Below are 17,800 nucleotides of genomic sequence, written 5' to 3' on the forward strand. Positions count from 1 at the left end.
GAGACCGAGGAATGCGACCGTTACGACCGGGCGGGCGGACGGCGGACGACGACCCGGCCGTGAGGTCGTGTAAGACTTCGACGATCTGGCGACGATCGAGGGCTGCATCTGGCGGGGCGAGCAGGTGCCTGTGACGCGGGAGGCGCCGGATGCGTTGCGTGCTCGATTGGCGGCGGCCGCGTGAACTGATCGGGGTGGAGATCATGGAGCCTCGGAAGCATCAGCGGGTGACGGGCCCGGCGCGCGAGGCGTTGAAGGCGGACCTCAAATGGAGGTACACCGCGGGGAGTCGATTCGTGAGCCGGCGTCCTCGACGGGCCGTTCGTACGGGTTCGTTCACCAGCTCCTGACGGAGTCGGGCGCGCTGCTGCGTCCTCGCGGGCGGGGTCGGAAGCCGGCCGCCGCGGCGTGAGGCGTCCGGTCAGGTCACCTCGATGTGGAACCGCTGGTTGAGTTGCCCGATCGCCTGGTCGAGGTGGTTCAGCGAGTGGCGGAGCATCAGGACGGCGCCGATGAGCTGGAGTTCGTTCTCCCCGGCGCCGCTGGCGATGACCTGGTGGAGCGGCGGGGTGACGACGGCGGCTTGGAAGCGCTGCGCGGCCGCGTGGACCTCGTGGAGCGCGCAGACTTCAAGGGCGGCGTGGAGCTGCTCGCGGGCGGCGGGGTAGTCGTCGGCGACGGTCATCTGCGCGGGGTCGGCGTGTTCGTACAGGTTCTGGTAGGTCTCCTTCGGCAGCCCCCCAGCCCCCGCCGCTCGAACAGGTCCGCCGCCTCGTCCCAGGTGAGGTAACTGTTTCGCATGGCGGCGACCGTAGCAGTCACTCCCGACAACAGATCACCGCGCCGTTCTAAGGGGCGTTGTCGCATGTCACGGGTGCGCCACGCCGTACGCGATGAATCTGGGAACCTCGGCACCTCGCCCGGTTCGCCGAATATCCGGGGGCTTTGTCCGCCCTGTGGCGAAGTGCTTGACCTGTGCGCGGTTCGTTCGAAAGATGACGTCTTGGGAATGCGGGGAGGATTCATGGCGGTGATTCGCTTCCGGACGAGCGACCTACCCGTGGCCGAGCGGTTCGCGAGCTGGTGCGAGATGGCGAACAAAACTCTGATTCCCAATGCTGTCAGCAGTGACCACGCGGCTGACTTCCATGCGGAGCTGTGCCTTCAGGATCTCGGCGTGGTGCGGCTCAACGCGCTGAGCTATCCGCCATTGGAGACCTACCGGCCCGCCAGGCTGATCCGGCGTTCGGACCCCGAGGAACTCCAGATCATGATCGCCTCGCAGGGAAGTCACAGGATCATCCAGGGCGGCCGGGACGTGACGAGTTCCCCGGGCGAGCTGCTGCTGTACGACACCTCGCGCCCCTGGCACGGTTGGTGCGTCGCGAAGAGCGGCATGGTCCGGGGCACTCTTGTGCAGTTTCCCCGGGCCATCCTGCCTCTCCCGGAGAACCGGCTCCGGGACCTCATCCTCCGGCCGTTACCGGGGCGTGAGGGCATCGGCGCCCTCCTGGCCGGTTGCCTCAGGCGGATGACCGCCCAGGCCGGCTCCTACACCGCGGCGGACGGCCAACGACTGGCCTCGATCGTCATCGACCTGGTCACCGCGGTGTGCGCCCACCACCTCGAACGGGACCACGCCGTTCCGCCCGAGACGCACCGTCGAACCCTTCTGCTGAAAGTCCGCACCCACATCGAGCAACAGCTCGGCGACCCCCGCCTGTCGCCGGAGACCATCTCCGCCGCCTGTCGGATCTCCGTTCGCCACCTGCATCGGCTCTTCGAAGGCGAGGAGCTGACGCTGTCCGCCTGGATACGCCACCGCCGGCTCGAACGCTGCCGCCGTGATCTCGGCGACCCCGCTCTTCTCCATCGCCCCGTCCACGCCGTCGCCGCGCACTGGGGACTCACCGAACCCGCCCACTTCAGCCGCGTCTTCCGCGCGGCGTACGGGGTCTCTCCCAGTGAGTACCGCGACCGAGCCCGCGTGAAGGCAGGGTCAGGGAATCAGAGCACTGGGAGCAGGGGATGACGCGTCGCGAATCGCCGCGGCCCTTTTCGACTCGGCCGGCGCGATGTCTCCACAGCGCCCTTTCTTCTTCGCTGGAAGGCGCGTACGGCTCGGATTCGATGGCGACGGGAAAACGTCAGGAGGTGGATTCCGGGTTGACCAGGTAGAAATAGCTTCCGGTCCACAGGGTGGTTCCGTCTGCGCTGACCGCCTCGACGTCCAGCAGCCAGTAGTCCAGGCCGCTCGGCGTGAGCGTCACGGTCGTCGATCCGCCGGCGGCGGCCTGAACCTCTCTCCACTCGCCTTCGAACGAGTACCGGTAGAGGGCGATGTCACTCGCGAGGGCGTTTCCGGAGAAGACGAAATCTCCGGGCACGCCGATCCCGCCGCCGTACTCGAACTGCGGATACGTGTCCGATGATATGGTCGGCGCGCCTTTGACCAGGAACGGATACGCGCCCCTCCAGATGGCGTCGCCGTCCTTGTCGATCGCCACGACCGTAAGGGTGTTGTCGTCGAATCGCGTGGGGGTGATCGAGACGACCGTCGGCCGGTTCTTCACGGCCGGTACCTCGACGGCGCCCTCGCCATTGAGCGTGTATCGATATCTGGTGACGAGGGAGGCCAGATCATTGGGGGTGAACGTGAACTCGCTCGCCCTGCCGACCCAGCCTCCGTACTCCCCCGGCGGATAGTCGGTCGAGGAGATCTCGGGCAGGCGCGTCGGATTGACGTCGAATCTGTACTCTCGCGGCGGGCTCGCGTTTCCGGCCCGGTCAATGGAGTGGACCGTGAGCACGTTGGACCTGTCGCGTAGCGGCTTGATCCTTACTTTCGCCGATCCGTCTCCACGGGCCGGGACCTTTTGGGGTGGCTGGTCGTTCAGCCAGTATCGGTAGGCCGCCACGTCCGGCTCTCCGGCGGCGGTGAAAACGACGTCGCCAGGTGTGCCGACGCCGCCGGAAGGCGTGTCCGAAGGGTAGTCCGAGGACGAGACCACAGGGGCCTGCCGGGGAGGGGTGAGGTCGACCGTGAACTCACACCAGTCGCTCCACGGTCCGACGTCCCGGGAATCGGGCCCGTACTGGTTCTCCGCCCGCACCCGCCACTTGTAGGAGCCCTCTCCGGGAAGCTTCCCGTCGGGAATGAGGACATAGGTTCGCCCGGGTTGGTTCAGGAGACCGCTCCGGATGCTCCCGAGGATCTGTCCATCGGACCCGGCCCATTCGAAGCTCCCGTACGTCGTCTCCTTGTTTCCGTCGCCGCCGTCGATGTACGCGGCGAGGAGCGGCCGCGCGGTGCGCACGTAGATCGGCCGCTGCCCCTTGCCGCAGGGAATCTCCGCGGACGGCCCCCATTCCTCGGCTATGGTGAGTGCGGCCGGTTCGGCCGGGATGGTGTTGTACTCGATCACAAGCACCGGGTTGTTCTCCAGCATGGTGGGCGCGGCGGCCGCTTCCTCGTCCGCCGCGCGCACTCCCAGGGTGAGGATTCCGCTGCGGGCGGCCGCTTCCGCTACCGCTTCTGTCAGTTCGAGGTCGTATACGGTCGCTTCCCAGCAGGGGGGAGGGTCGGTGACGGCGAGCAGCGTCTTCCAGCGTGGTTGGCTGGTCCATGTCGTCTGCCGGCTGATCGGACCGGTCCGCCAGAACTCCAGGGTGGATCCGCCGCAGTCGCCTACCCGGCGGGCGTTCAGAGAGGCCCGTATTATGTGGCGTCCTGCCACCTTGGAGAGGTCGAATCGGAAGTAGGCCCGGGTCACCTCTCCGGTGCCCGGGTCGCGGCCGACGGGCATCGGACCGGCGGTGTCCGAATAGGTCGAGCCGGGATGCCGGGACGATACGTACGTCCAGCTCAGGGGGTGTTCGCCGAGCACAGGAGGATCTGCCCGGGCGGACGACGTCAATGCCAGCGCGGCAGTGGTCGAGACAAAGGCGAATGTCGTGGCGAGAAGCGCACGCATAGCGTTCTTCACTGCATCGTCCAATATGCGAGATGTCGACCTGAACGATCGACAGTCAACACCGCTGAGCCGGGGACGCCTTTGCCGCCGGGTGCCAACCCCTTGACGATGTGCGCCATGCTGCCGGTCCCCGAGGCCCGGGGGGAGTTAGTCGGCGAACCTGTTCCGCTGGGACCCGAACAAGGGGAAGGTGTTCGGCTATCACCGGGACGTGGTGAACCTGCACCTGGAACTGGCACAGGACGCGATCGGAACCTGGCTCGCCTGCCAGCGGCCCGGCGGGCTGGAAGCCCTCGTAGAGCCCGAGATCACGCACGACCGACTCGCTGAGCTTCAGAAGAAGAACAACGGCTGGCCCGCCTCGCTAGACGAGCTGCAAAAGAGCCTGATCGAGGTCCGCATCCAGGACCTGGAGGCCGTCATCAGCGGCGCCCTCAGCCGATTCAGCGTGGGCATCGGCGACCTGTCCGACCGCACGCCCACCGTCTACTCCATGGCGTTCCTGCAGCTCTACAACCACATGGTCGAGAACGCGCAGGTTCGCCAGTGCGCGAACGAACGCTGCCCCCATCTGTTCGTGCGCCAGCGCGGCCGCGCCGAGTACGGACAGCACCGGACGCAGGGCGTGAAGTACTGCTCCCGGGAGTGCGCTCGCGCCCAGGCGCAGCGTGAGCTGCGTCGGCGGCGGAATGCTGACCAGTCCGGCACTTCACCGCAAGCCGTGCCGGATGCCGCCGAGTCACCCGAAGCGTGAGCTTCTCTCCCGAATGTCAGAGCGGTTGTCCACAGAGCGTCGTTCGCCGCCGTGATTTCAAGCATCGGCTGTGGTGCGGCTAGATCACAGCAGGTAAGCCTCCCTACGAGTAAGGCAGCCCCATGTCCGAGGTCTTCATGTACGCCGACGAGACCGGCAACCTCGACTACAACATCGCCGGCGGCGGCTCGAAGTACTTCGGCATCGGGACGGCGACGTTCGAGGGGTTGATCTTTACGGCGGTCCACTCCGCGATGTACCTGCACCAGGCGCTCTCGGATGGGGGCAGCCACTCGGCCGGGTCCTTGTCGGCCTTGGAGCGGTTGGCGCGGGCGGTCACCGCCACCAGGTGGTACGGCTGGTCGAGGTCGTTGGCGTACGCCTCGCGCTGCGCCGGCGTCCAGGCGTAGGCGCCCGAGTCCCACGCTTCGGCGAGCGGCAGAGGTGGTCGACGTCCAGGCTGGAGGCTTGATCGACGGTGGTGTCGTCGTAGTAGGAGTACCACTGCCCGCCGGTGAGGGTGCAGCCTGGCCCGACCTGCGGGGGCGTGACGGCCTCGGCGAGGAGGACTTCGGCCCGGGTGTTGCATCCGTCGTGGTCGGCGTCGATCCAGTGCTTGAACGAGGTGCGCTTGTACCCGGTGCGGTAGGACTGTGCACCCGCAGCGGAGGTGGACCAGCATCTCGACGCTGGTCCAGGCCAGCGTCGACGTCATCACGGTCCTTCCGGCGGCTGCTGACGGGTTCGTCGGCCTTCAGGGAAGCTCAGGCGGTTCCTTCAGCATCACGACCGTCGACATGGTGGCGCGGGTGCCGCTCTGGCTGACCGTCACGTTGTCATCGGCCTGCGGCGGCGGGCTGCCAGGCGGGTCTTAGGTCACCTCTCTGCCACGCTTGCGATGCATTTGGCCGCCGGAAGCAACCCTTGGCTTCATTCGCCGAAGTGCCGGCCCGCTTCGCGCACAGGTCAGCGCTGCATGTCGATGATGAGCTTCCCACGGACTCCGCCGGCTTCGAGTCGTCGGTGAGCCTCTGTGACGTCGCCGATCGGGTAGACGGCGTCGATCACAGGGCGGATGCTGCCCGCCTCGGCGGAGGCGGTGAGCTCGGCTATCCGCGCGGGGGAAGGGTTGTTGCTGAAGAGTTTCATGCGCCGGGGCGAGAGGGCGGCTCGCAGTCCCGTGGTGGCCATGGAGGTCAGGATTCGGTCCTGGTCGAAGGCCAGCGCGACCATGCGGCCACGACGATCGAGCCGGGCCTGGTAGGCCCCGAGATCGGTGCCCACGACGTCGAGGATCACATCGTAATGACCGAGGTCCTGCGGCCGGGTCGTGCGGTAGTCCAGGGCCGCGTCGGCGCCGAGTTCGGTGACCCAGCCGAGATTGCGTGCGCCGGCGAGCGCGGTGACGTGGGCGCCGAGCGCCTTGCCCAGTTGCACGGCGATGCTGCCGACGCCGCCTGTGGCGCCGCGGACCAGGAGCCGTTCACCGCTGGTGAGGCCGGCCTTGTCGGTCAGGGCGGTCAGGGCTGTGGTGCCCGACGAGGGCAGGGCGGCGGCGTCCAGCAGGCTCAGGTTCTTGGGGGCCCGGGCGAGCCGCTGTTCGGGGACGGTGACGTAGTCGGCGATGGCACCGAAGGCGAAGTGCGGCATCAACCCCCACACCTCCTCTCCCTCGCTCCAGGCGTGTACGCCGGAGCCCAGGGCCGCGATGCGGCCGGTGAAGTCGCCCCCCAGGCCGCGGGGGAAGCGGGCTCGGGCGATGCCGCGCAGTCTGCCTGCGCGGAAGGCGAGTTCTCCGGCATCCACGCTCGCGGCGCGGACCTCGACGAGCACCTCTCCCGGCCCAGGCTGAGGCGTGGGCACGTCGTTGATGCGCAGCACCTCGGGAGGGCCGAATCGGGTGTATTGGACAGCGCGCATGATCTCTCCCAATCGTCGGACCATAAGTGGGCTCGCAGCCCACTTACGGTTCGGCTACTCTAACCGGAGCGCCAGCCCACTTGTCAAAACCTGGAGGAGGCCATGCCCCACGCCGCCCGGCGACGGCCCCTGCGTGCCGACGCCCAGCGCAACTACGACCGCATCGTCAGCGCGGCCCGGGACGTCTTCGCGCGTGACGGCGCCGGCGCCGCCCTGAAGGAGATCGCCCGTCAAGCCGGGACGGGATCGGCGACGCTGCACCGCCTCTTCCCCTCCCGCCGGACCCTGCTCGAAGCCGTCTTCCACGACCGCGTCGAGGACCTTTGCGCCATGGCGGCACAACGCGCCGAGGAGAACGAGCCGGGCCCCGCGCTCCTGGCCTGGCTTCGCGACCTCAACACCTACGCGTGCGCCAGTCGCGGCCTGGCCGCCTCACTGCTGCAAGACAGCCGGGATGCCGACCTGTTGGAGCAGAACGCAGGCTGCCAGGCGATGATCACCGATGCGGCGCGCAACCTCCTGCGGCGAGCACAACAGACAGGCGCCGTACGCCCCGGGATCCGCGCCGAGGACCTGCTCGCGCTCGTCAACGCCATCTCACTGGCCGCCGAGCAGCACGATGACGACGAGCAGGCGGACCGGCTGCTGGAGATCGCGATCGAGGGCATCCGAGGCCAGGCCGCATGACGGATCAGGTGGAGACGCCCTTGGCCGGCGCAACCCTGCCGGGGTGCGCTCGCGGAGCCGCATCGATCAGGGCCAGCTGGGGCGTAGGGGGATGTCAGTGACGCATGGCACTGTGACGTCCATGAATTTGAGCGTGCGTGAAGCCGTCCTCGACGCTGGACGGGCCCTTGCCGTACCCGATCCGGTGACCGAAGCGTTCATCCGCCTCCTGCGCCCCTGCATCTACCTCTGCCCCTACGACGAACTGCCGCAAGAGCTGAAGAAGGATGCCCGGCCGGCCGCTCGGGCCCTTGGGTTTCCCCATCTGCCCGAGGACGTGGAAGTGCCCTCGTACCGGTCGCACGTGGTGACCATCGACTGCGCCGCCCTACCTGCCGATGTCCTCGACATCGACTTTCCCGCCGACGGCCACCTGGTCATCCTCGCCGAGATCGCGGACGACCACGGTCGCCTTCCTCCAGTGCGGCAGTGACGATAGCGCGCCCCAGACCGCGCGAACTGCCGGTAACGAACCAGCCTTGGACATGAGAACGCTCATTTCGTGTCGCGACAAGAGGGCCGGCACTCCCCGGGCGGCGGGCGCGAACAGCACTCCTCGTTTTCAGACCGGCGGTCTGTTGTGTCGGATCGACTATAAGAGACCATCGGTCTGATGTCAAAGGACCGGTGGTCTGTAATATGTGAGGATGACCGCCTTCCAGCGCGCACGCAGTGAGGAGCAGCGGGAGATCCGGCGTCAGGCCGTCCTCGATACCGCTGACGCCATGCTCAACGAGATGTCCGTCGCTGACATCAGCCTGAACGAGCTGAGCCGCCGCACCGGACTGGCCAAATCCAACGTGCTGCGGTACTTCGAGTCCCGCGAGGCGATCCTGCTGGAACTACTGGACCGCGCCTGCCGCCGGTGGACGGCCGACCTGCCGGCGCAACTGGATGCCGGCATCGACCCAGCCGAGCCGGCGAGCAGGCGCGGCGACCAGTTCGCCGCCGCCATCACCGCATCCCTCGCCGAACGCCCGGTCCTGTGCGACCTGCTGAGCTCGCAGGCGGGAGTCCTCGAACACAACGTTTCCGCACAGATCGCCGCCCGCTACAAGCGGGCATCGGTGGCCAACGTCAGCGCCATGGCCGCCCTCGCCCGCCACTACCTTCCCGAGCTGGGCGACGGCGCCCCCCAATTGGCCGCAGCGGTAATCATGGCGGTCGGTGCCGTATGGACGCACGCGCGGCCATCGGAGGCGATGCTCGCCGCCTACGAGGCCGACCCCTCTCTCGCGATCTACAAGATGGACTTCGCGGCCAACCTGCGTGACATGCTGGCCACGCTCACCGCTGGCGCCCTTGCGCGCGCCTCATCCTGACCCCGCCCACCTCCTCGCCGTCGTCGGAACAGAAGGTGGTGTAGCCGCCGAGAAAGCCGACGCCGAGGATGTCGTGCCAGCCGGCGGTGACCGCGCCGGCCATCCACAGGCCGGTCAGCAGCCCGAGCAGGAGCGCCCCGGAGATGTTCACGCGATGCTGTGCACCGGCGGCGAAGAACTGTCCGGCAACGGCTACGCCGTGCAGTTCGTACGCGAGGCGTTCAAGCACGGCAAGACCATCGGCGCACTGCCGGACGGGGAGCCGCTGCTGCATCCGCCGCCCTGCCCGGCCGCCAAGGCGTGATCGACTCCGCCCCGGGCGACGACTTCACCGGCCGTTTCATCGCCGCCATCGTCAGACACCGCCACCACGACCGGGAGGTGGCCGCCTTCCCCGCCTGAGACCCTCGCTTCCTGTGGGCTTCTGTGCGGGTATCGGCTGGCCCTGCACATGCGTGCCCGGTTCCGGGGTGCTCGGCGTCCACGCTCCATGATCCCGCCCTCGCGCCTTTCCGGTCACGCCCTCACCACGGCACCGGCGTACCGTCCCAGGACAGGAACTGCCCGGTAGGCCCGTCGTCGGCCAGCAGCGCCAGTCGTACCGCGCCCGCCGCGGCCTCGGTCGGATCGCCGCCGCCCGCCGCCGCCGTGGCGTTGAGGTCGGTACGCCGCAGGCCGGGCGCCAGCGCGTTCACCTTGACGCCGTCGCCGGCCAGGGCGTGGGCGTAGAACACGGTCAGCGCGTTCAGCGCGGACTTGGACGAGCGGTAGGCGGCGTAGGCGCCCTGGTGCGGGAACTGCGGCCCGGTGGCCCAGGTCAGCGAGCCCGTACCGGAGGAGATGTTCACGATCCGGGGGTGCGCGGAGTGGCGCAGCGTCGGCAGGAAGGCGTTGGTGACCGCGACGACCCCGAAGACGTTCGTCTCGTAGATGCGGCGGAAGGTGGCGATATCCTCCAGGTCGGGTGTCCTGTCCTCGCCGGAGATTCCGGCGTTGTTGACCAGGATGTCCAGCGTGTCCACCTGGCTCGCGGCGTCGGCGATGCTCGCGGGGTCCGTCACGTCGAGGACGAGCGGGCGGGCGTCGCCGCCGATCTCCTCCACGGTGCGCTCTCCGCGCGCGGCGTCGCGCGAGCCGACGTAAACGGTGAGACCTGCGCCCGCGAGCAGGCGCGCGATCTCCTTGCCGATGCCCTTGTTGGCGCCGGTGACCAGTGCGATCGAGTTGTTCATGTCATCGAGGGTGCCCGCGGGCGGGCCGGTCGATCCAGGCACAATCGATACCAGGGAGGTACAGAATGGCAAGAGGCGAACTGGCCCGGTTCCTGCGCGACCGGCGAGAGGGGCTGCGCCCGGACGGCGTCGGCCTGCCCGCCGGACCCGGCCGCCGCACGCCGGGCCTGCGCCGCGAGGAGGTCGCCGACCTGGCCGGCATGTCGGTCGACTACTACGTACGGCTGGAGCAGGCCCGCGGGCCACGCCCGTCGCCGCGCATCCTGGAGTCCCTGGCGGACGCGCTCCGGCTCGCGCCCGCCGAGCGGACACACCTGTTCCGCCTGGCCGGCGTGGCCCCGCAGCCGCCCGCCGTACCGCCGCGCACGGTCCGCCCGTACGTGGCCGGCCTGCTGCACCGCCTCCCGCAGACCGGCGTCGTCGTCACCGCGGCGACCTACGACGTGATCGCCTGGAACCCGCTCGCGGAAGCGCTGCTCGGCAACCTCCACTACCAGCCCAACCTGGCCCGGCGGCGCTTCCTGCTCCGCGAGGAGGTGCTGACCACGGGCCACGAGGAGTTCGGCGAGTACGCGGTGGCCCGACTGCGCGCTGCCGCCGACCGCTACCCCCGCGACCGCGCCCTCGCCGCCCTGCTGGCCGAGCTCAGGGCGGGCAGCGCCGAGTTCAACCAGATCTGGGCCACCAATCCGGTACGCGCCCCCGGCCACCGCACGAAGACCATGACCCACCCCGAACTCGGCCCCCTCCACATCAACTGCGACATCCTCACCGTCCCCGACGACGACCAGCAAGTCGTCTTCCTGACCGCCGACCCGGACACCCCGACCGCCCGCGCCCTGCACCACCTGTCCGCCCTGCTCCCGACATGAGGTCACCGTGCACGTTCCGGCCCCAGGAGGCGATGGAGGTCGCCGGTGCCGGCCTGGATTGACGGCCTCGGCGAGGCGGGCGGTGCTTGTTCCCTGAGTGTGAAATAGCCCCTGTGTTCGTTGAGCGGTTGAGCGTGGCCATAGCCGCAGGACCTCGGCTGACTTCCTGGGATCGGTGGTTCTTTCGAGCTTGATGAGATTTCCGAAATTCTGAAGGTCTATCGTCCTCGTCGCTCGTCTTGCATGAGCGAAGACGAGGAGGCCGAGGCGGCCTGAGCCGTCCGGCCCCGGCCGGTGGCCTGCCGAATGGGCCGATCCCCAGATGGGGATGAGATTCGTCATCGGGCCGGCCTTCGCCGGCAACGATGCGGCGGCGTCAGCGCGCCTCGCTCTGGTCCCGCTGCCTCACCCTGCTGGCGAGTGCGGCTCAACGTATGGGCGCGCTTGAAAAGTCACGGCCGCGAGTGCGGTGACCTACAGGGGCAGCAGGTCAGGCCGTGAGGGCGGCCGCCGCTTCCCGGTAGATGACATTCGGGTCCTCGGACAGCCATGCCTTCACCTGGCGGCTCCAGTCGTCGGCGAGCACCTCGGGCCGGTGCGCCTCGATACCGTCGAGGGCCGCCGCGACGATCACCTCGGGGGCGCTCTTGTCGCCGTTGTACCAGGCCATCATGTCGGTGTCCGCAGCGCCCAGGTGCAGGCCCGTCACCAGAGTGCGCTGGTGGGCCAGCTCCAACCGTACGCTGTTGGTGAGCGCCCACTCGGCGGCCTTCGCCGCGTGGTATGCGCCTGCGCCGTCGTAGGCGAGCCACGAGATCGCGGACAGAACGTTGAGGATCGCGCCGTCGGCCAGCTGGGGCGCAAAGGCACGGATCACGTTGAGGGTGCCATAGAAGTGGGTGTCCATCTCGCGGCGAATCGTGTCCAGGTCCCCGGTGACCAGATTCGCCCCGGTCGAGATTCCCGCATTGTTGATGACGATCTTGACACCAGGTGCCGCTGCCGCCGCGGCGGCGACCGATGCCGGATCCGTGATGTCGAGCCGCAGCGGGACGACCCCCGGTACGTCGATGAGCTCCGGGCGGCGGGCAGTGGCGTACACCTTGCCTGCGCCGCGGTCGAGGAGAGACAAGATGAATTGCCGTCCGAGGCCGCGGTTGGCCCCGGTCACCAGCACATGTGCTCCGTTGATCTGCATGCCGGATAAGCTAAAACCTGACGTTGACGTCAGAGGCAAGTCTTGTGATGGAGGTCACGGTGCGCATCGGCGAGTTGGCGGCAAGGTCGGGCGTCAGCGTGCGGGCCCTGCGCTACTACGAGGTCACGTCCAGGGAAGTGGTGTACGAGCTGCCACCGCGTAATCCGTTTCTGCAGGTTAAGCGGTGAGGCTGTCCGGGAGCTGTTCCTGGTCCGGTGTGTCGCCCGGGATCACGCGTAGGCGGGCTTTGGCCAGGACATCCAAGGCCATATAGCGGCGGGCTTCGGTCCACTCGTCGGTCTGCTCGGCCAGCACGGCGCCGACGAGCCGGATGATGGCGGCGCGGTCGGGGAAGATGCCCACGACGTCGGTGCGGCGGCGGATTTCCTTGTTCAGCCGCTCTTGGGGGTTGTTTGACCAGATCTGCTTCCAGATCTCGCGGGGGAATTGGGCGAAGGCGAGCAGGTCGTCGCGGGCGGCGTCGAGGTGGTCGGCGGCGGCTGGGTACTTGGCCGCCAGGGCGTCGATGACCCAGTTGTGCTGGGTGCGCACCTGCTCGGCGGTGGGCTGGTCGAAGATGGTCCGCACCAGGGTGGCCACCCACGGCTGGGCCGACTTGGGCACGGTGGTGAGCAGGTTGCGCAGGTAGTGGGTGCGGCAGCAGGACGCGCCGGGGAGGGTGGCGCCGATCGCCTCCACCAGCCCAATGTGGGCATCGGAGATGACCATCTGCACCCCGAATAGGCCGCGGGCTACCAGGCCGCGCAGGAATGCCAGCCAGCCGGCGCCGTCTTCGCGTGAGGTGACCTCCAGCCCGAGGATCTCTCGCTGGCCGTTGGCGTTGACCGCGGTGGCGACCAGGGCCAGCCTCCGACGGCTGCAGACCGACCACATCGACTTGTACCAGATGCACCACATCGACCGCTCCACGCCGTGGGACGAGATCTGGCAGGCCATGGAACAACTTGTCCGCGAGGGCAAGGTCACCTACGTCGGCAGCAGCAACTTCGCCGGTTGGCACATCGCCACCGCCCAGCAGGAAGCGGGCAAGCGGCACTTCCTGGGTCTCGTGTCCGAGCAGAGCCTGTACAACCTGGGCGCCCGCACCATCGAACTCGAACTGATCCCCGCCCTGCGCCACTACGGTCTCGGCCTGATCCCTTGGAGTCCGCTGGGCGGCGGCCTGCTCGGCGGCGCCCTGCGCAAGGCCGACAGCGGTCGGCGTTCGTCCCCCGACTTCCTGGCCACCGTCGAGCAGCACCGGCCGCAGCTCGAACGCTACGAAGCCTTGTGCGCGGACCTCGGCGAGCGGCCCGCGGACGTCGCCCTCGCGTGGCTGCTGCACAACCCGGCGGTCGCCACCACCATCGTCGGACCGCGCACCCCCGAGCAGCTGACCGAATCGCTGCGCGCCCCGCACCTGTCCCTGTCGCCCGAGGCTCTCCGGGCGCTCGACGAGATCTGGCCGGGCCCCGGCGGCGAGGCCCCCCAAGGCGTACGCCTGGTAGCCCGGCGAGCAAGGCGACAAGACGGCCGCCCGCCGGTCAGCGCTCGCCGGGGACGACGCGGCCGCCTTACAACTGCGCACCCCGTCACTGCAGTGGCAGTGCCGAAGGAGGACACCATGCACCAGCGCACACTGGGCCGCGACCTGCGGGTCTCTGCCATCGGCCTCGGTGCCATGGGCATGTCCCACGGCTATGGCCCGAACCCCGGTGACCGCGCCGACATGATCGCCGTGCTTCGTGGCGCCGTCGACCGCGGTCTCACCTTTTTCGACACCGCAGAGGTCTACGCCCCCTACGCCAACAGGCCCTTGCCCCGGTGCGTGAGCAGGTGGTGATCGCCACCAAGTTCGGATTCCGTATCGAGAATGGCTCCTCCATCGGCCTCAACAGCCGGCCCGAGCACATCCGTGCCGTCGCCGAGGGCAGCCTCAAAAGGCTCGGAGTCGAGAGGGGCCCTGGAGTCGCCGCCGACGACTGGTCAGAACGGCGGCTCGGCGTCCTCGTCGGCCCCGCCGGGCCACCCGCCGCCGGTCGAGCTGGTCGCGGCGCCTGAAGATCGCGGAAGCGCTGGAGGAGATCGCCCGCAACAAGGTCAGCCTCAAGCGGATCGAGACCCACTGGCCGGACATGCTCCGGGTAGCCGGATCGCTGATCACCAACCAGGTCCGCGCCTACGACCTGCTGCGGATGTTCGGCCGCGAGGGTCAACCCACCCCGCTGGGCGCGGCGTTCGCCGAGTACGGCCGCATCGACAAGACCATGCACCTGCTCGCCCTGGTCGACCCTGTCGACGACACCTACCGCCGGCTGATGAACCGGCAGCTCACCGCCCAGGAGTCCCGCCACCGGCTCGCCCGCGCGATCTGCCACGGCGGCCGCGGCCAGATCCGCCAGGCGTACCGCGAGGGTCAGGAGGACCAGCTCGCCGCCCTCGGTCTGGTCCTCAACGCCGTGGTCCTGTGGAACACCCGCTACCTCGACGCGGCCGTCACCCAACTGCGCGCGGAGGGCCACGACATCAAGGACGAGGATGTCGCCCGGCTCTCCCCGCTCAAGGACCGGCACATCAACTTCCTGGGCCGCTACCTGTTCAACATCAGATCCAGCGGCATGGCCCGCGCCCGCTGCGCGACGCGGACACCGCCGAGGACGCCGGCGGCGAGTAGGCGTGAGGCCGGCCTGCGAGTCAGCGCATGGTCAGGCCGCAGCCTCTTTTCTTGAGCGATCGATCCAGATAGGTTACGGTGGGGTCATGGCAAGGACCCGGGAGTTCGACACTGAGGCGGCGGTGAGCCGCGCCATGGAACTGTTCTGGACGCGCGGCTACGAGGCGACCTCGGTGCGCGATCTGGCCCAGCACCTGGGGATCGGGCAGGGGTCCCTGTACGCCGCGTTCGGTGACAAGGATGGCTTGTACCGGGCCGCGCTGGAGCACTACCGCACCACCCTCGCGGCGGCCGCCCTGTGCAGTCTGGAGGAGGGGGCGGACGCCCGGGCGGCGATCCGTACGCTGCTGACGGAGCGGATCCGCATCGCCGTCAGGAGCGGCGGCCAGGGCTGCCTGGCCGTCAACGCCGTCTGCGAGCGGCTGCCTCAGGACGCGGCGACCCGGCGCACCGTGCGCGACATGCAGGACGCGAGCCGGGAGGCGTTGACCGAGGTGCTGCGGGCCGCGATGGAGCGGGGCGAGATCGCGGCGCGGCACGACCCGCACACGGTCGCCGCGTTCCTCGTCACCTTCCTCAACGGGCTGCTGGTCTCCTCGAAGGTCACACCGGACGCGTCCGCCCTCGAACCCCTCGTGGAGGTCGCGCTGACCGCTCTCGACTGAGGGGCCCCGCGGCCTCGGCTGGACGTTTCTCATGCCCCGAATCTGTAACGCTCGATCAAGAAAATGAGCACCCGTCCCGGCCGCAACGACAGCGCCCCCAGCAGCGGCGACGGTCCGAGCCGCCTGCTGACCTCATTGACCCACCGCACCCACCCAATACAGGAAGCACCACGTCATGATGTACGACCACACCACAACACCCCTGCGCACCGGCCGTGCCGCCGTCAACGGAACGAGTGTGCACTACCGGACGGCCGGGTCCGGCCCCGCCGTGGTGCTGCTGCACGGCGTGCCCAAGACCGGCTACCACTGGCGTCACCTCGTCCCGAAGCTGACGCCCCACCACACCGTCGTCGTGCCCGACCTGCGCGGTCTCGGCGACTCCGCCCGCCCCGCGGACGGCTACGACTCCGCAACGATGAGCGACGACATCGCCGAGCTGATGGCCCGCCTCGGACACCAGACCTACGCCGTGATCGGCGAGGACTGGGGCGCGGTGATCGGCTACCAGCTCGCCGCCCGCCACCGCTCCCACGCCACCTCCCTCGTCTTCGCCGAGGCCCTGTTCCCCGGCTTCGGCTTCGAGGACCACACGGCCCTCACCCCCGAGAACGTCTCCAGTGGCATGCACCTATGGCACCTCGGCTTCTACTTCCAGCCCGACGTCCCCGAGATGCTGATCGCCGGACACGAACGCGAACTGATCACCTACATGATCAAGAACGAGCGCAGCCACCCCGACACCGCCACCCCCGACGCGATCGAGGAGTACGTGCGCTGCTACTCCATGCCCGGCGGCATCCGCGCGATGCTCGCCGTCTACCGGGCGATGCTCACCGACGCGGAACAGAACCGACAGGCTGCACGGCAGAAGCTGGACATCCCGGTCCTGGCGCTCGGCGGCTCCGCCTTCATCGGCCAACGCAACGAGTCCCAGGCACGGCTCGTGGCCCACCACGTCACCGGACACGTCTTCGACGCGGGCCACGACCTCGCGGAGGAAGTACCCGACGAGATGGCCGACGTCGTCCTGCCGTTCCTGGCCGCACACCGGTAGCCGACGTCCGTCCGCCGGGGCCGGAAGGCTCCGGCGGACGGAACCGGTCACCACACGTAGCCTCATCGACCTGGGAACATCACCGTGATATATCGTCCGATGCTGACCACCGGCGTGCTCTTCTCCGCGACGTTCACGGCAGGAGTCGCCGAATACGTCCTGACCGGACAGCTCGACCTCGTCGCCCAAGGGCTCGGAGTCAGTGAGGCGGCCACAGGCCAGCTCGTCACCGTCTTCGCTCTCGCGTACGGGCTGATCACTCCCGCGCTCGTCGTGCTGACGGCGCGCGTGGAACGGCGCCGCCTCATATCAGCGGCTCTGCTCGTCTTCGCGGCCACAAACCTCGCGTCCTGGCAGAGCCCCGCCCTCCTGACGATCATGACACTGCGGGTCGTCATGGCGGCCAGTACCGGGCTCGTCGTCGTCACAGCGCTGAGTCTCGCGGTACGCCTCGCGGCTCCGGAACGCCGCGCTCGCGCGGTCTCCACCGTGGTGATGGGGGTGACGGCATCCCTCGTCCTCGGGGTGCCGGCCGGGCGCACCATCGCGGAGCACTGGGACTGGACGACCATTTTCCCGCTCAACGCCGCGTTCGCGGTGCTCGTGGCGGGCCTGGTGCGGACGCTCCTTCCCCGTACCGCTCCCCATGCCCCTGTGCCGCTCCGCCGCCAACTGGGCCTGCTCTCCGACGCGCCCGTGCTCCTCGGTCTGACGGTCACCTTTCTCTGGCTCGGCGGCTATGCGGTACTGAACACCTACCTCACGCCCTACCTGCTCGGCGTCAGCGGCCTCGACGGCGATGCCATGGGTCTGGTCCTGCTGCTTTTCGGCATCGCGAGCATCGTGGGCATACAGGTCGGCGGGTCCCTGACGGACCGGGTCGGACCTCACCGGACGCTGACCGTCACCAAGGCTCTGCACGTGCTCGTACTCATCGCCCTCTCGGCGCTCGGAGCCGCGGCCGGGGCTGCGGGGGTCGTGTTGGCGGTGCTGTGGGGCGCCGCGGCGTGGGCCAGTACGTCCGACAGCAGATCCGCGTGGCCTCGCTGGCGCCCGATGCGTCCGACGTGCTGCTGAGTCTGAACCAGTCGGTCATGCAGATCGCCATCGCCGCGGGGGCGGGAGCAGGTGGTCTGGTCGCAGCCCGCACCCTGACCGTGCTGCCGTTGATGGCGGCCGCAGGTGTCGCCGCATCACTCGTCCTTCTGCTTCTCACGCGCTGCCATGGCCGAAGCGCTCACAACTCATCAGCGGCGCTCACCGAGTGTCCGAAGCCATGAGCGATGACCCGTGGTGTGGCATACATCGGGTCCTGCTGGACTCCTGGAGGGAGGCTAGAAGGCCACTGAAGATCTTGCGTTCTGGCCTCGTTCTTTCTGGGGTGAGGCCACAGTGGTTGCTGTGCA

At 68.7% G+C, this 17,800-nt stretch carries 21 protein-coding genes and 3 pseudogenes; 17 read left to right on the forward strand and 7 right to left on the reverse strand.

The features are described from left to right. Nucleotides 1-203: 203 nt before the first annotated feature. Nucleotides 204-412 (forward strand): annotated as a pseudogene (locus tag ACQEVJ_RS25285) (helix-turn-helix domain-containing protein). A 9-nt stretch (nt 413-421) separates the two neighbouring features. Here ACQEVJ_RS25285 and ACQEVJ_RS25290 read toward each other — a convergent pair. Next, on the reverse strand, nt 422-685 hold the full coding sequence (locus tag ACQEVJ_RS25290) for a hypothetical protein (protein WP_433105051.1): 264 nt from the start codon (nt 683-685) through the stop codon (nt 422-424). Nucleotides 686-865: 180 nt separating this feature from the next. On the opposite strand from ACQEVJ_RS25290, the gene ACQEVJ_RS25295 reads away from it, so the two are divergent. Beyond that, the gene (locus ACQEVJ_RS25295; RefSeq protein ID WP_433105053.1) at nt 866-2,032 is read left to right on the forward strand and encodes a helix-turn-helix domain-containing protein; all 1,167 of its coding nucleotides are present in this window, start codon (nt 866-868) and stop codon (nt 2,030-2,032) included. Nucleotides 2,033-2,147: 115 nt separating this feature from the next. Here the strand turns inward: ACQEVJ_RS25295 and ACQEVJ_RS25300 are convergent, their stop codons facing one another. Then, nucleotides 2,148-3,974, reverse strand: coding sequence for a DNRLRE domain-containing protein (locus tag ACQEVJ_RS25300; protein WP_433105055.1), 1,827 nt, complete (start codon nt 3,972-3,974; stop codon nt 2,148-2,150). Between the two features lie 211 nt (nt 3,975-4,185). On the opposite strand from ACQEVJ_RS25300, the gene ACQEVJ_RS25305 reads away from it, so the two are divergent. Both ACQEVJ_RS25305 and ACQEVJ_RS25310 read left to right on the forward strand, forming a co-directional pair. Next, on the forward strand, nt 4,186-4,728 hold the full coding sequence (locus ACQEVJ_RS25305; protein WP_433105056.1) for a hypothetical protein: 543 nt from the start codon (nt 4,186-4,188) through the stop codon (nt 4,726-4,728). A 122-nt stretch (nt 4,729-4,850) separates the two neighbouring features. Beyond that, nucleotides 4,851-5,138, forward strand: coding sequence for a hypothetical protein (locus ACQEVJ_RS25310; RefSeq protein ID WP_433105058.1), 288 nt, complete (start codon nt 4,851-4,853; stop codon nt 5,136-5,138). Between the two features lie 556 nt (nt 5,139-5,694). Here ACQEVJ_RS25310 and ACQEVJ_RS25315 read toward each other — a convergent pair. Further along, a complete protein-coding gene (locus ACQEVJ_RS25315; RefSeq protein WP_433105060.1) occupies nt 5,695-6,648 on the reverse strand; it encodes an NAD(P)-dependent alcohol dehydrogenase in 954 nt (317 codons plus the stop codon). 102 nt (nt 6,649-6,750) lie between these two features. Between ACQEVJ_RS25315 and ACQEVJ_RS25320 the strand changes: the two genes are divergently transcribed. The 3 genes from ACQEVJ_RS25320 (at nt 6,751) to ACQEVJ_RS25330 (ending at nt 8,696) form a co-directional block, all read left to right on the forward strand. Further along, nucleotides 6,751-7,335 carry a TetR/AcrR family transcriptional regulator gene (locus tag ACQEVJ_RS25320; protein WP_433105062.1) on the forward strand — a complete coding sequence of 195 codons (585 nt, stop codon included), beginning with the start codon at nt 6,751-6,753 and terminating at the stop codon, nt 7,333-7,335. Nucleotides 7,336-7,456: 121 nt separating this feature from the next. Next, complete coding sequence (locus ACQEVJ_RS25325; RefSeq protein ID WP_433105064.1) at nt 7,457-7,807, forward strand: hypothetical protein; 351 nt, start codon at nt 7,457-7,459, stop codon at nt 7,805-7,807. 214 nt (nt 7,808-8,021) lie between these two features. Next, nucleotides 8,022-8,696 (forward strand): TetR/AcrR family transcriptional regulator, encoded by a 675-nt coding sequence (locus tag ACQEVJ_RS25330; protein WP_433105066.1) that lies wholly within the window; start codon nt 8,022-8,024, stop codon nt 8,694-8,696. Here ACQEVJ_RS25330 and ACQEVJ_RS25335 read toward each other — a convergent pair. Further along, complete coding sequence (locus ACQEVJ_RS25335; RefSeq protein ID WP_433105068.1) at nt 8,662-8,847, reverse strand: hypothetical protein; 186 nt, start codon at nt 8,845-8,847, stop codon at nt 8,662-8,664. The two genes, ACQEVJ_RS25330 and ACQEVJ_RS25335, sit on opposite strands and share 35 nt — an antisense overlap. 3 nt (nt 8,848-8,850) lie before the next feature. Between ACQEVJ_RS25335 and ACQEVJ_RS25340 the strand changes: the two genes are divergently transcribed. After that, nucleotides 8,851-9,000: a hypothetical protein gene (locus ACQEVJ_RS25340; RefSeq protein WP_433105070.1), complete on the forward strand. Its 150-nt coding sequence runs from the start codon at nt 8,851-8,853 to the stop codon at nt 8,998-9,000. A gap of 220 nt (nt 9,001-9,220) precedes the next feature. On the opposite strand, the gene ACQEVJ_RS25345 is transcribed toward ACQEVJ_RS25340, so the two are convergent. Beyond that, a complete protein-coding gene (locus ACQEVJ_RS25345; RefSeq protein ID WP_433105072.1) occupies nt 9,221-9,928 on the reverse strand; it encodes an SDR family oxidoreductase in 708 nt (235 codons plus the stop codon). A gap of 65 nt (nt 9,929-9,993) precedes the next feature. On the opposite strand from ACQEVJ_RS25345, the gene ACQEVJ_RS25350 reads away from it, so the two are divergent. Next, nucleotides 9,994-10,800, forward strand: coding sequence for a helix-turn-helix transcriptional regulator (locus ACQEVJ_RS25350; protein ID WP_433105074.1), 807 nt, complete (start codon nt 9,994-9,996; stop codon nt 10,798-10,800). Between the two features lie 490 nt (nt 10,801-11,290). Here the strand turns inward: ACQEVJ_RS25350 and ACQEVJ_RS25355 are convergent, their stop codons facing one another. Then, nucleotides 11,291-11,998, reverse strand: coding sequence for an SDR family oxidoreductase (locus ACQEVJ_RS25355; protein ID WP_433105076.1), 708 nt, complete (start codon nt 11,996-11,998; stop codon nt 11,291-11,293). Nucleotides 11,999-12,045: 47 nt separating this feature from the next. On the opposite strand from ACQEVJ_RS25355, the gene ACQEVJ_RS25360 reads away from it, so the two are divergent. Beyond that, on the forward strand, nt 12,046-12,186 hold the full coding sequence (locus ACQEVJ_RS25360; RefSeq protein WP_433105078.1) for a MerR family DNA-binding transcriptional regulator: 141 nt from the start codon (nt 12,046-12,048) through the stop codon (nt 12,184-12,186). Here the strand turns inward: ACQEVJ_RS25360 and ACQEVJ_RS25365 are convergent. Next, nucleotides 12,176-12,859, reverse strand: a pseudogene (locus tag ACQEVJ_RS25365) (IS256 family transposase); the annotation flags it as partial. The gene ACQEVJ_RS25360 and the pseudogene ACQEVJ_RS25365 sit on opposite strands and share 11 nt — an antisense overlap. 46 nt (nt 12,860-12,905) lie before the next feature. Here ACQEVJ_RS25365 and ACQEVJ_RS25370 point away from each other — a divergent pair. The 7 genes and pseudogenes from ACQEVJ_RS25370 (at nt 12,906) to ACQEVJ_RS25400 (ending at nt 17,674) form a co-directional block, all read left to right on the forward strand. Next, nucleotides 12,906-13,841: an aldo/keto reductase gene (locus tag ACQEVJ_RS25370; RefSeq protein WP_433105080.1), complete on the forward strand. Its 936-nt coding sequence runs from the start codon at nt 12,906-12,908 to the stop codon at nt 13,839-13,841. Beyond that, entirely contained in the window at nt 13,823-14,059 is a 237-nt protein-coding gene (locus ACQEVJ_RS25375) for a hypothetical protein (protein WP_433105082.1), read from the forward strand. The genes ACQEVJ_RS25370 and ACQEVJ_RS25375 overlap by 19 nt, the downstream gene beginning before the upstream one ends. A gap of 11 nt (nt 14,060-14,070) precedes the next feature. Next, a pseudogene (locus ACQEVJ_RS25380) lies at nt 14,071-14,727 on the forward strand (Tn3 family transposase); the annotation flags it as partial. A gap of 31 nt (nt 14,728-14,758) precedes the next feature. After that, nucleotides 14,759-15,337 carry a TetR/AcrR family transcriptional regulator gene (locus tag ACQEVJ_RS25385; RefSeq protein WP_433105084.1) on the forward strand — a complete coding sequence of 193 codons (579 nt, stop codon included), beginning with the start codon at nt 14,759-14,761 and terminating at the stop codon, nt 15,335-15,337. Nucleotides 15,338-15,512: 175 nt separating this feature from the next. Beyond that, nucleotides 15,513-16,394 carry an alpha/beta fold hydrolase gene (locus ACQEVJ_RS25390; protein WP_433105086.1) on the forward strand — a complete coding sequence of 294 codons (882 nt, stop codon included), beginning with the start codon at nt 15,513-15,515 and terminating at the stop codon, nt 16,392-16,394. A 99-nt stretch (nt 16,395-16,493) separates the two neighbouring features. Further along, nucleotides 16,494-17,471: an MFS transporter gene (locus ACQEVJ_RS25395; RefSeq protein ID WP_433105088.1), complete on the forward strand. Its 978-nt coding sequence runs from the start codon at nt 16,494-16,496 to the stop codon at nt 17,469-17,471. Beyond that, on the forward strand, nt 17,432-17,674 hold the full coding sequence (locus ACQEVJ_RS25400; RefSeq protein ID WP_433105090.1) for a hypothetical protein: 243 nt from the start codon (nt 17,432-17,434) through the stop codon (nt 17,672-17,674). Before ACQEVJ_RS25395 ends, ACQEVJ_RS25400 begins: the two co-directional genes overlap by 40 nt. Nucleotides 17,675-17,800 lie beyond the last annotated feature (126 nt).

It is taken from the genome of Microbispora sp. CA-102843, assembly GCF_050936215.1.
In the GTDB taxonomy this organism is placed as follows: Bacteria; Actinomycetota; Actinomycetes; order Streptosporangiales; family Streptosporangiaceae; genus Microbispora.

Coding starts and splice junctions, on each gene's coding strand:
- ACQEVJ_RS25390 (WP_433105086.1), top strand. CDS start 15,513: ATGATGTACGACCACACCACAACACCCCTGCGCACCGGCCGTGCCGCC.
- ACQEVJ_RS25340 (WP_433105070.1), top strand. CDS start 8,851: ATGCTGTGCACCGGCGGCGAAGAACTGTCCGGCAACGGCTACGCCGTG.
- ACQEVJ_RS25320 (WP_433105062.1), top strand. CDS start 6,751: ATGCCCCACGCCGCCCGGCGACGGCCCCTGCGTGCCGACGCCCAGCGC.
- ACQEVJ_RS25395 (WP_433105088.1), top strand. CDS start 16,494: ATGCTGACCACCGGCGTGCTCTTCTCCGCGACGTTCACGGCAGGAGTC.
- ACQEVJ_RS25290 (WP_433105051.1), bottom strand. CDS start 685: ATGACCGTCGCCGACGACTACCCCGCCGCCCGCGAGCAGCTCCACGCC.
- ACQEVJ_RS25315 (WP_433105060.1), bottom strand. CDS start 6,648: ATGCGCGCTGTCCAATACACCCGATTCGGCCCTCCCGAGGTGCTGCGC.
- ACQEVJ_RS25360 (WP_433105078.1), top strand. CDS start 12,046: ATGGAGGTCACGGTGCGCATCGGCGAGTTGGCGGCAAGGTCGGGCGTC.
- ACQEVJ_RS25300 (WP_433105055.1), bottom strand. CDS start 3,974: ATGCGTGCGCTTCTCGCCACGACATTCGCCTTTGTCTCGACCACTGCC.
- ACQEVJ_RS25295 (WP_433105053.1), top strand. CDS start 866: ATGTCACGGGTGCGCCACGCCGTACGCGATGAATCTGGGAACCTCGGC.
- ACQEVJ_RS25355 (WP_433105076.1), bottom strand. CDS start 11,998: ATGCAGATCAACGGAGCACATGTGCTGGTGACCGGGGCCAACCGCGGC.
- ACQEVJ_RS25350 (WP_433105074.1), top strand. CDS start 9,994: ATGGCAAGAGGCGAACTGGCCCGGTTCCTGCGCGACCGGCGAGAGGGG.
- ACQEVJ_RS25345 (WP_433105072.1), bottom strand. CDS start 9,928: ATGAACAACTCGATCGCACTGGTCACCGGCGCCAACAAGGGCATCGGC.
- ACQEVJ_RS25385 (WP_433105084.1), top strand. CDS start 14,759: ATGGCAAGGACCCGGGAGTTCGACACTGAGGCGGCGGTGAGCCGCGCC.
- ACQEVJ_RS25330 (WP_433105066.1), top strand. CDS start 8,022: ATGACCGCCTTCCAGCGCGCACGCAGTGAGGAGCAGCGGGAGATCCGG.
- ACQEVJ_RS25325 (WP_433105064.1), top strand. CDS start 7,457: ATGAATTTGAGCGTGCGTGAAGCCGTCCTCGACGCTGGACGGGCCCTT.
- ACQEVJ_RS25310 (WP_433105058.1), top strand. CDS start 4,851: ATGTCCGAGGTCTTCATGTACGCCGACGAGACCGGCAACCTCGACTAC.
- ACQEVJ_RS25370 (WP_433105080.1), top strand. CDS start 12,906: ATGCACCACATCGACCGCTCCACGCCGTGGGACGAGATCTGGCAGGCC.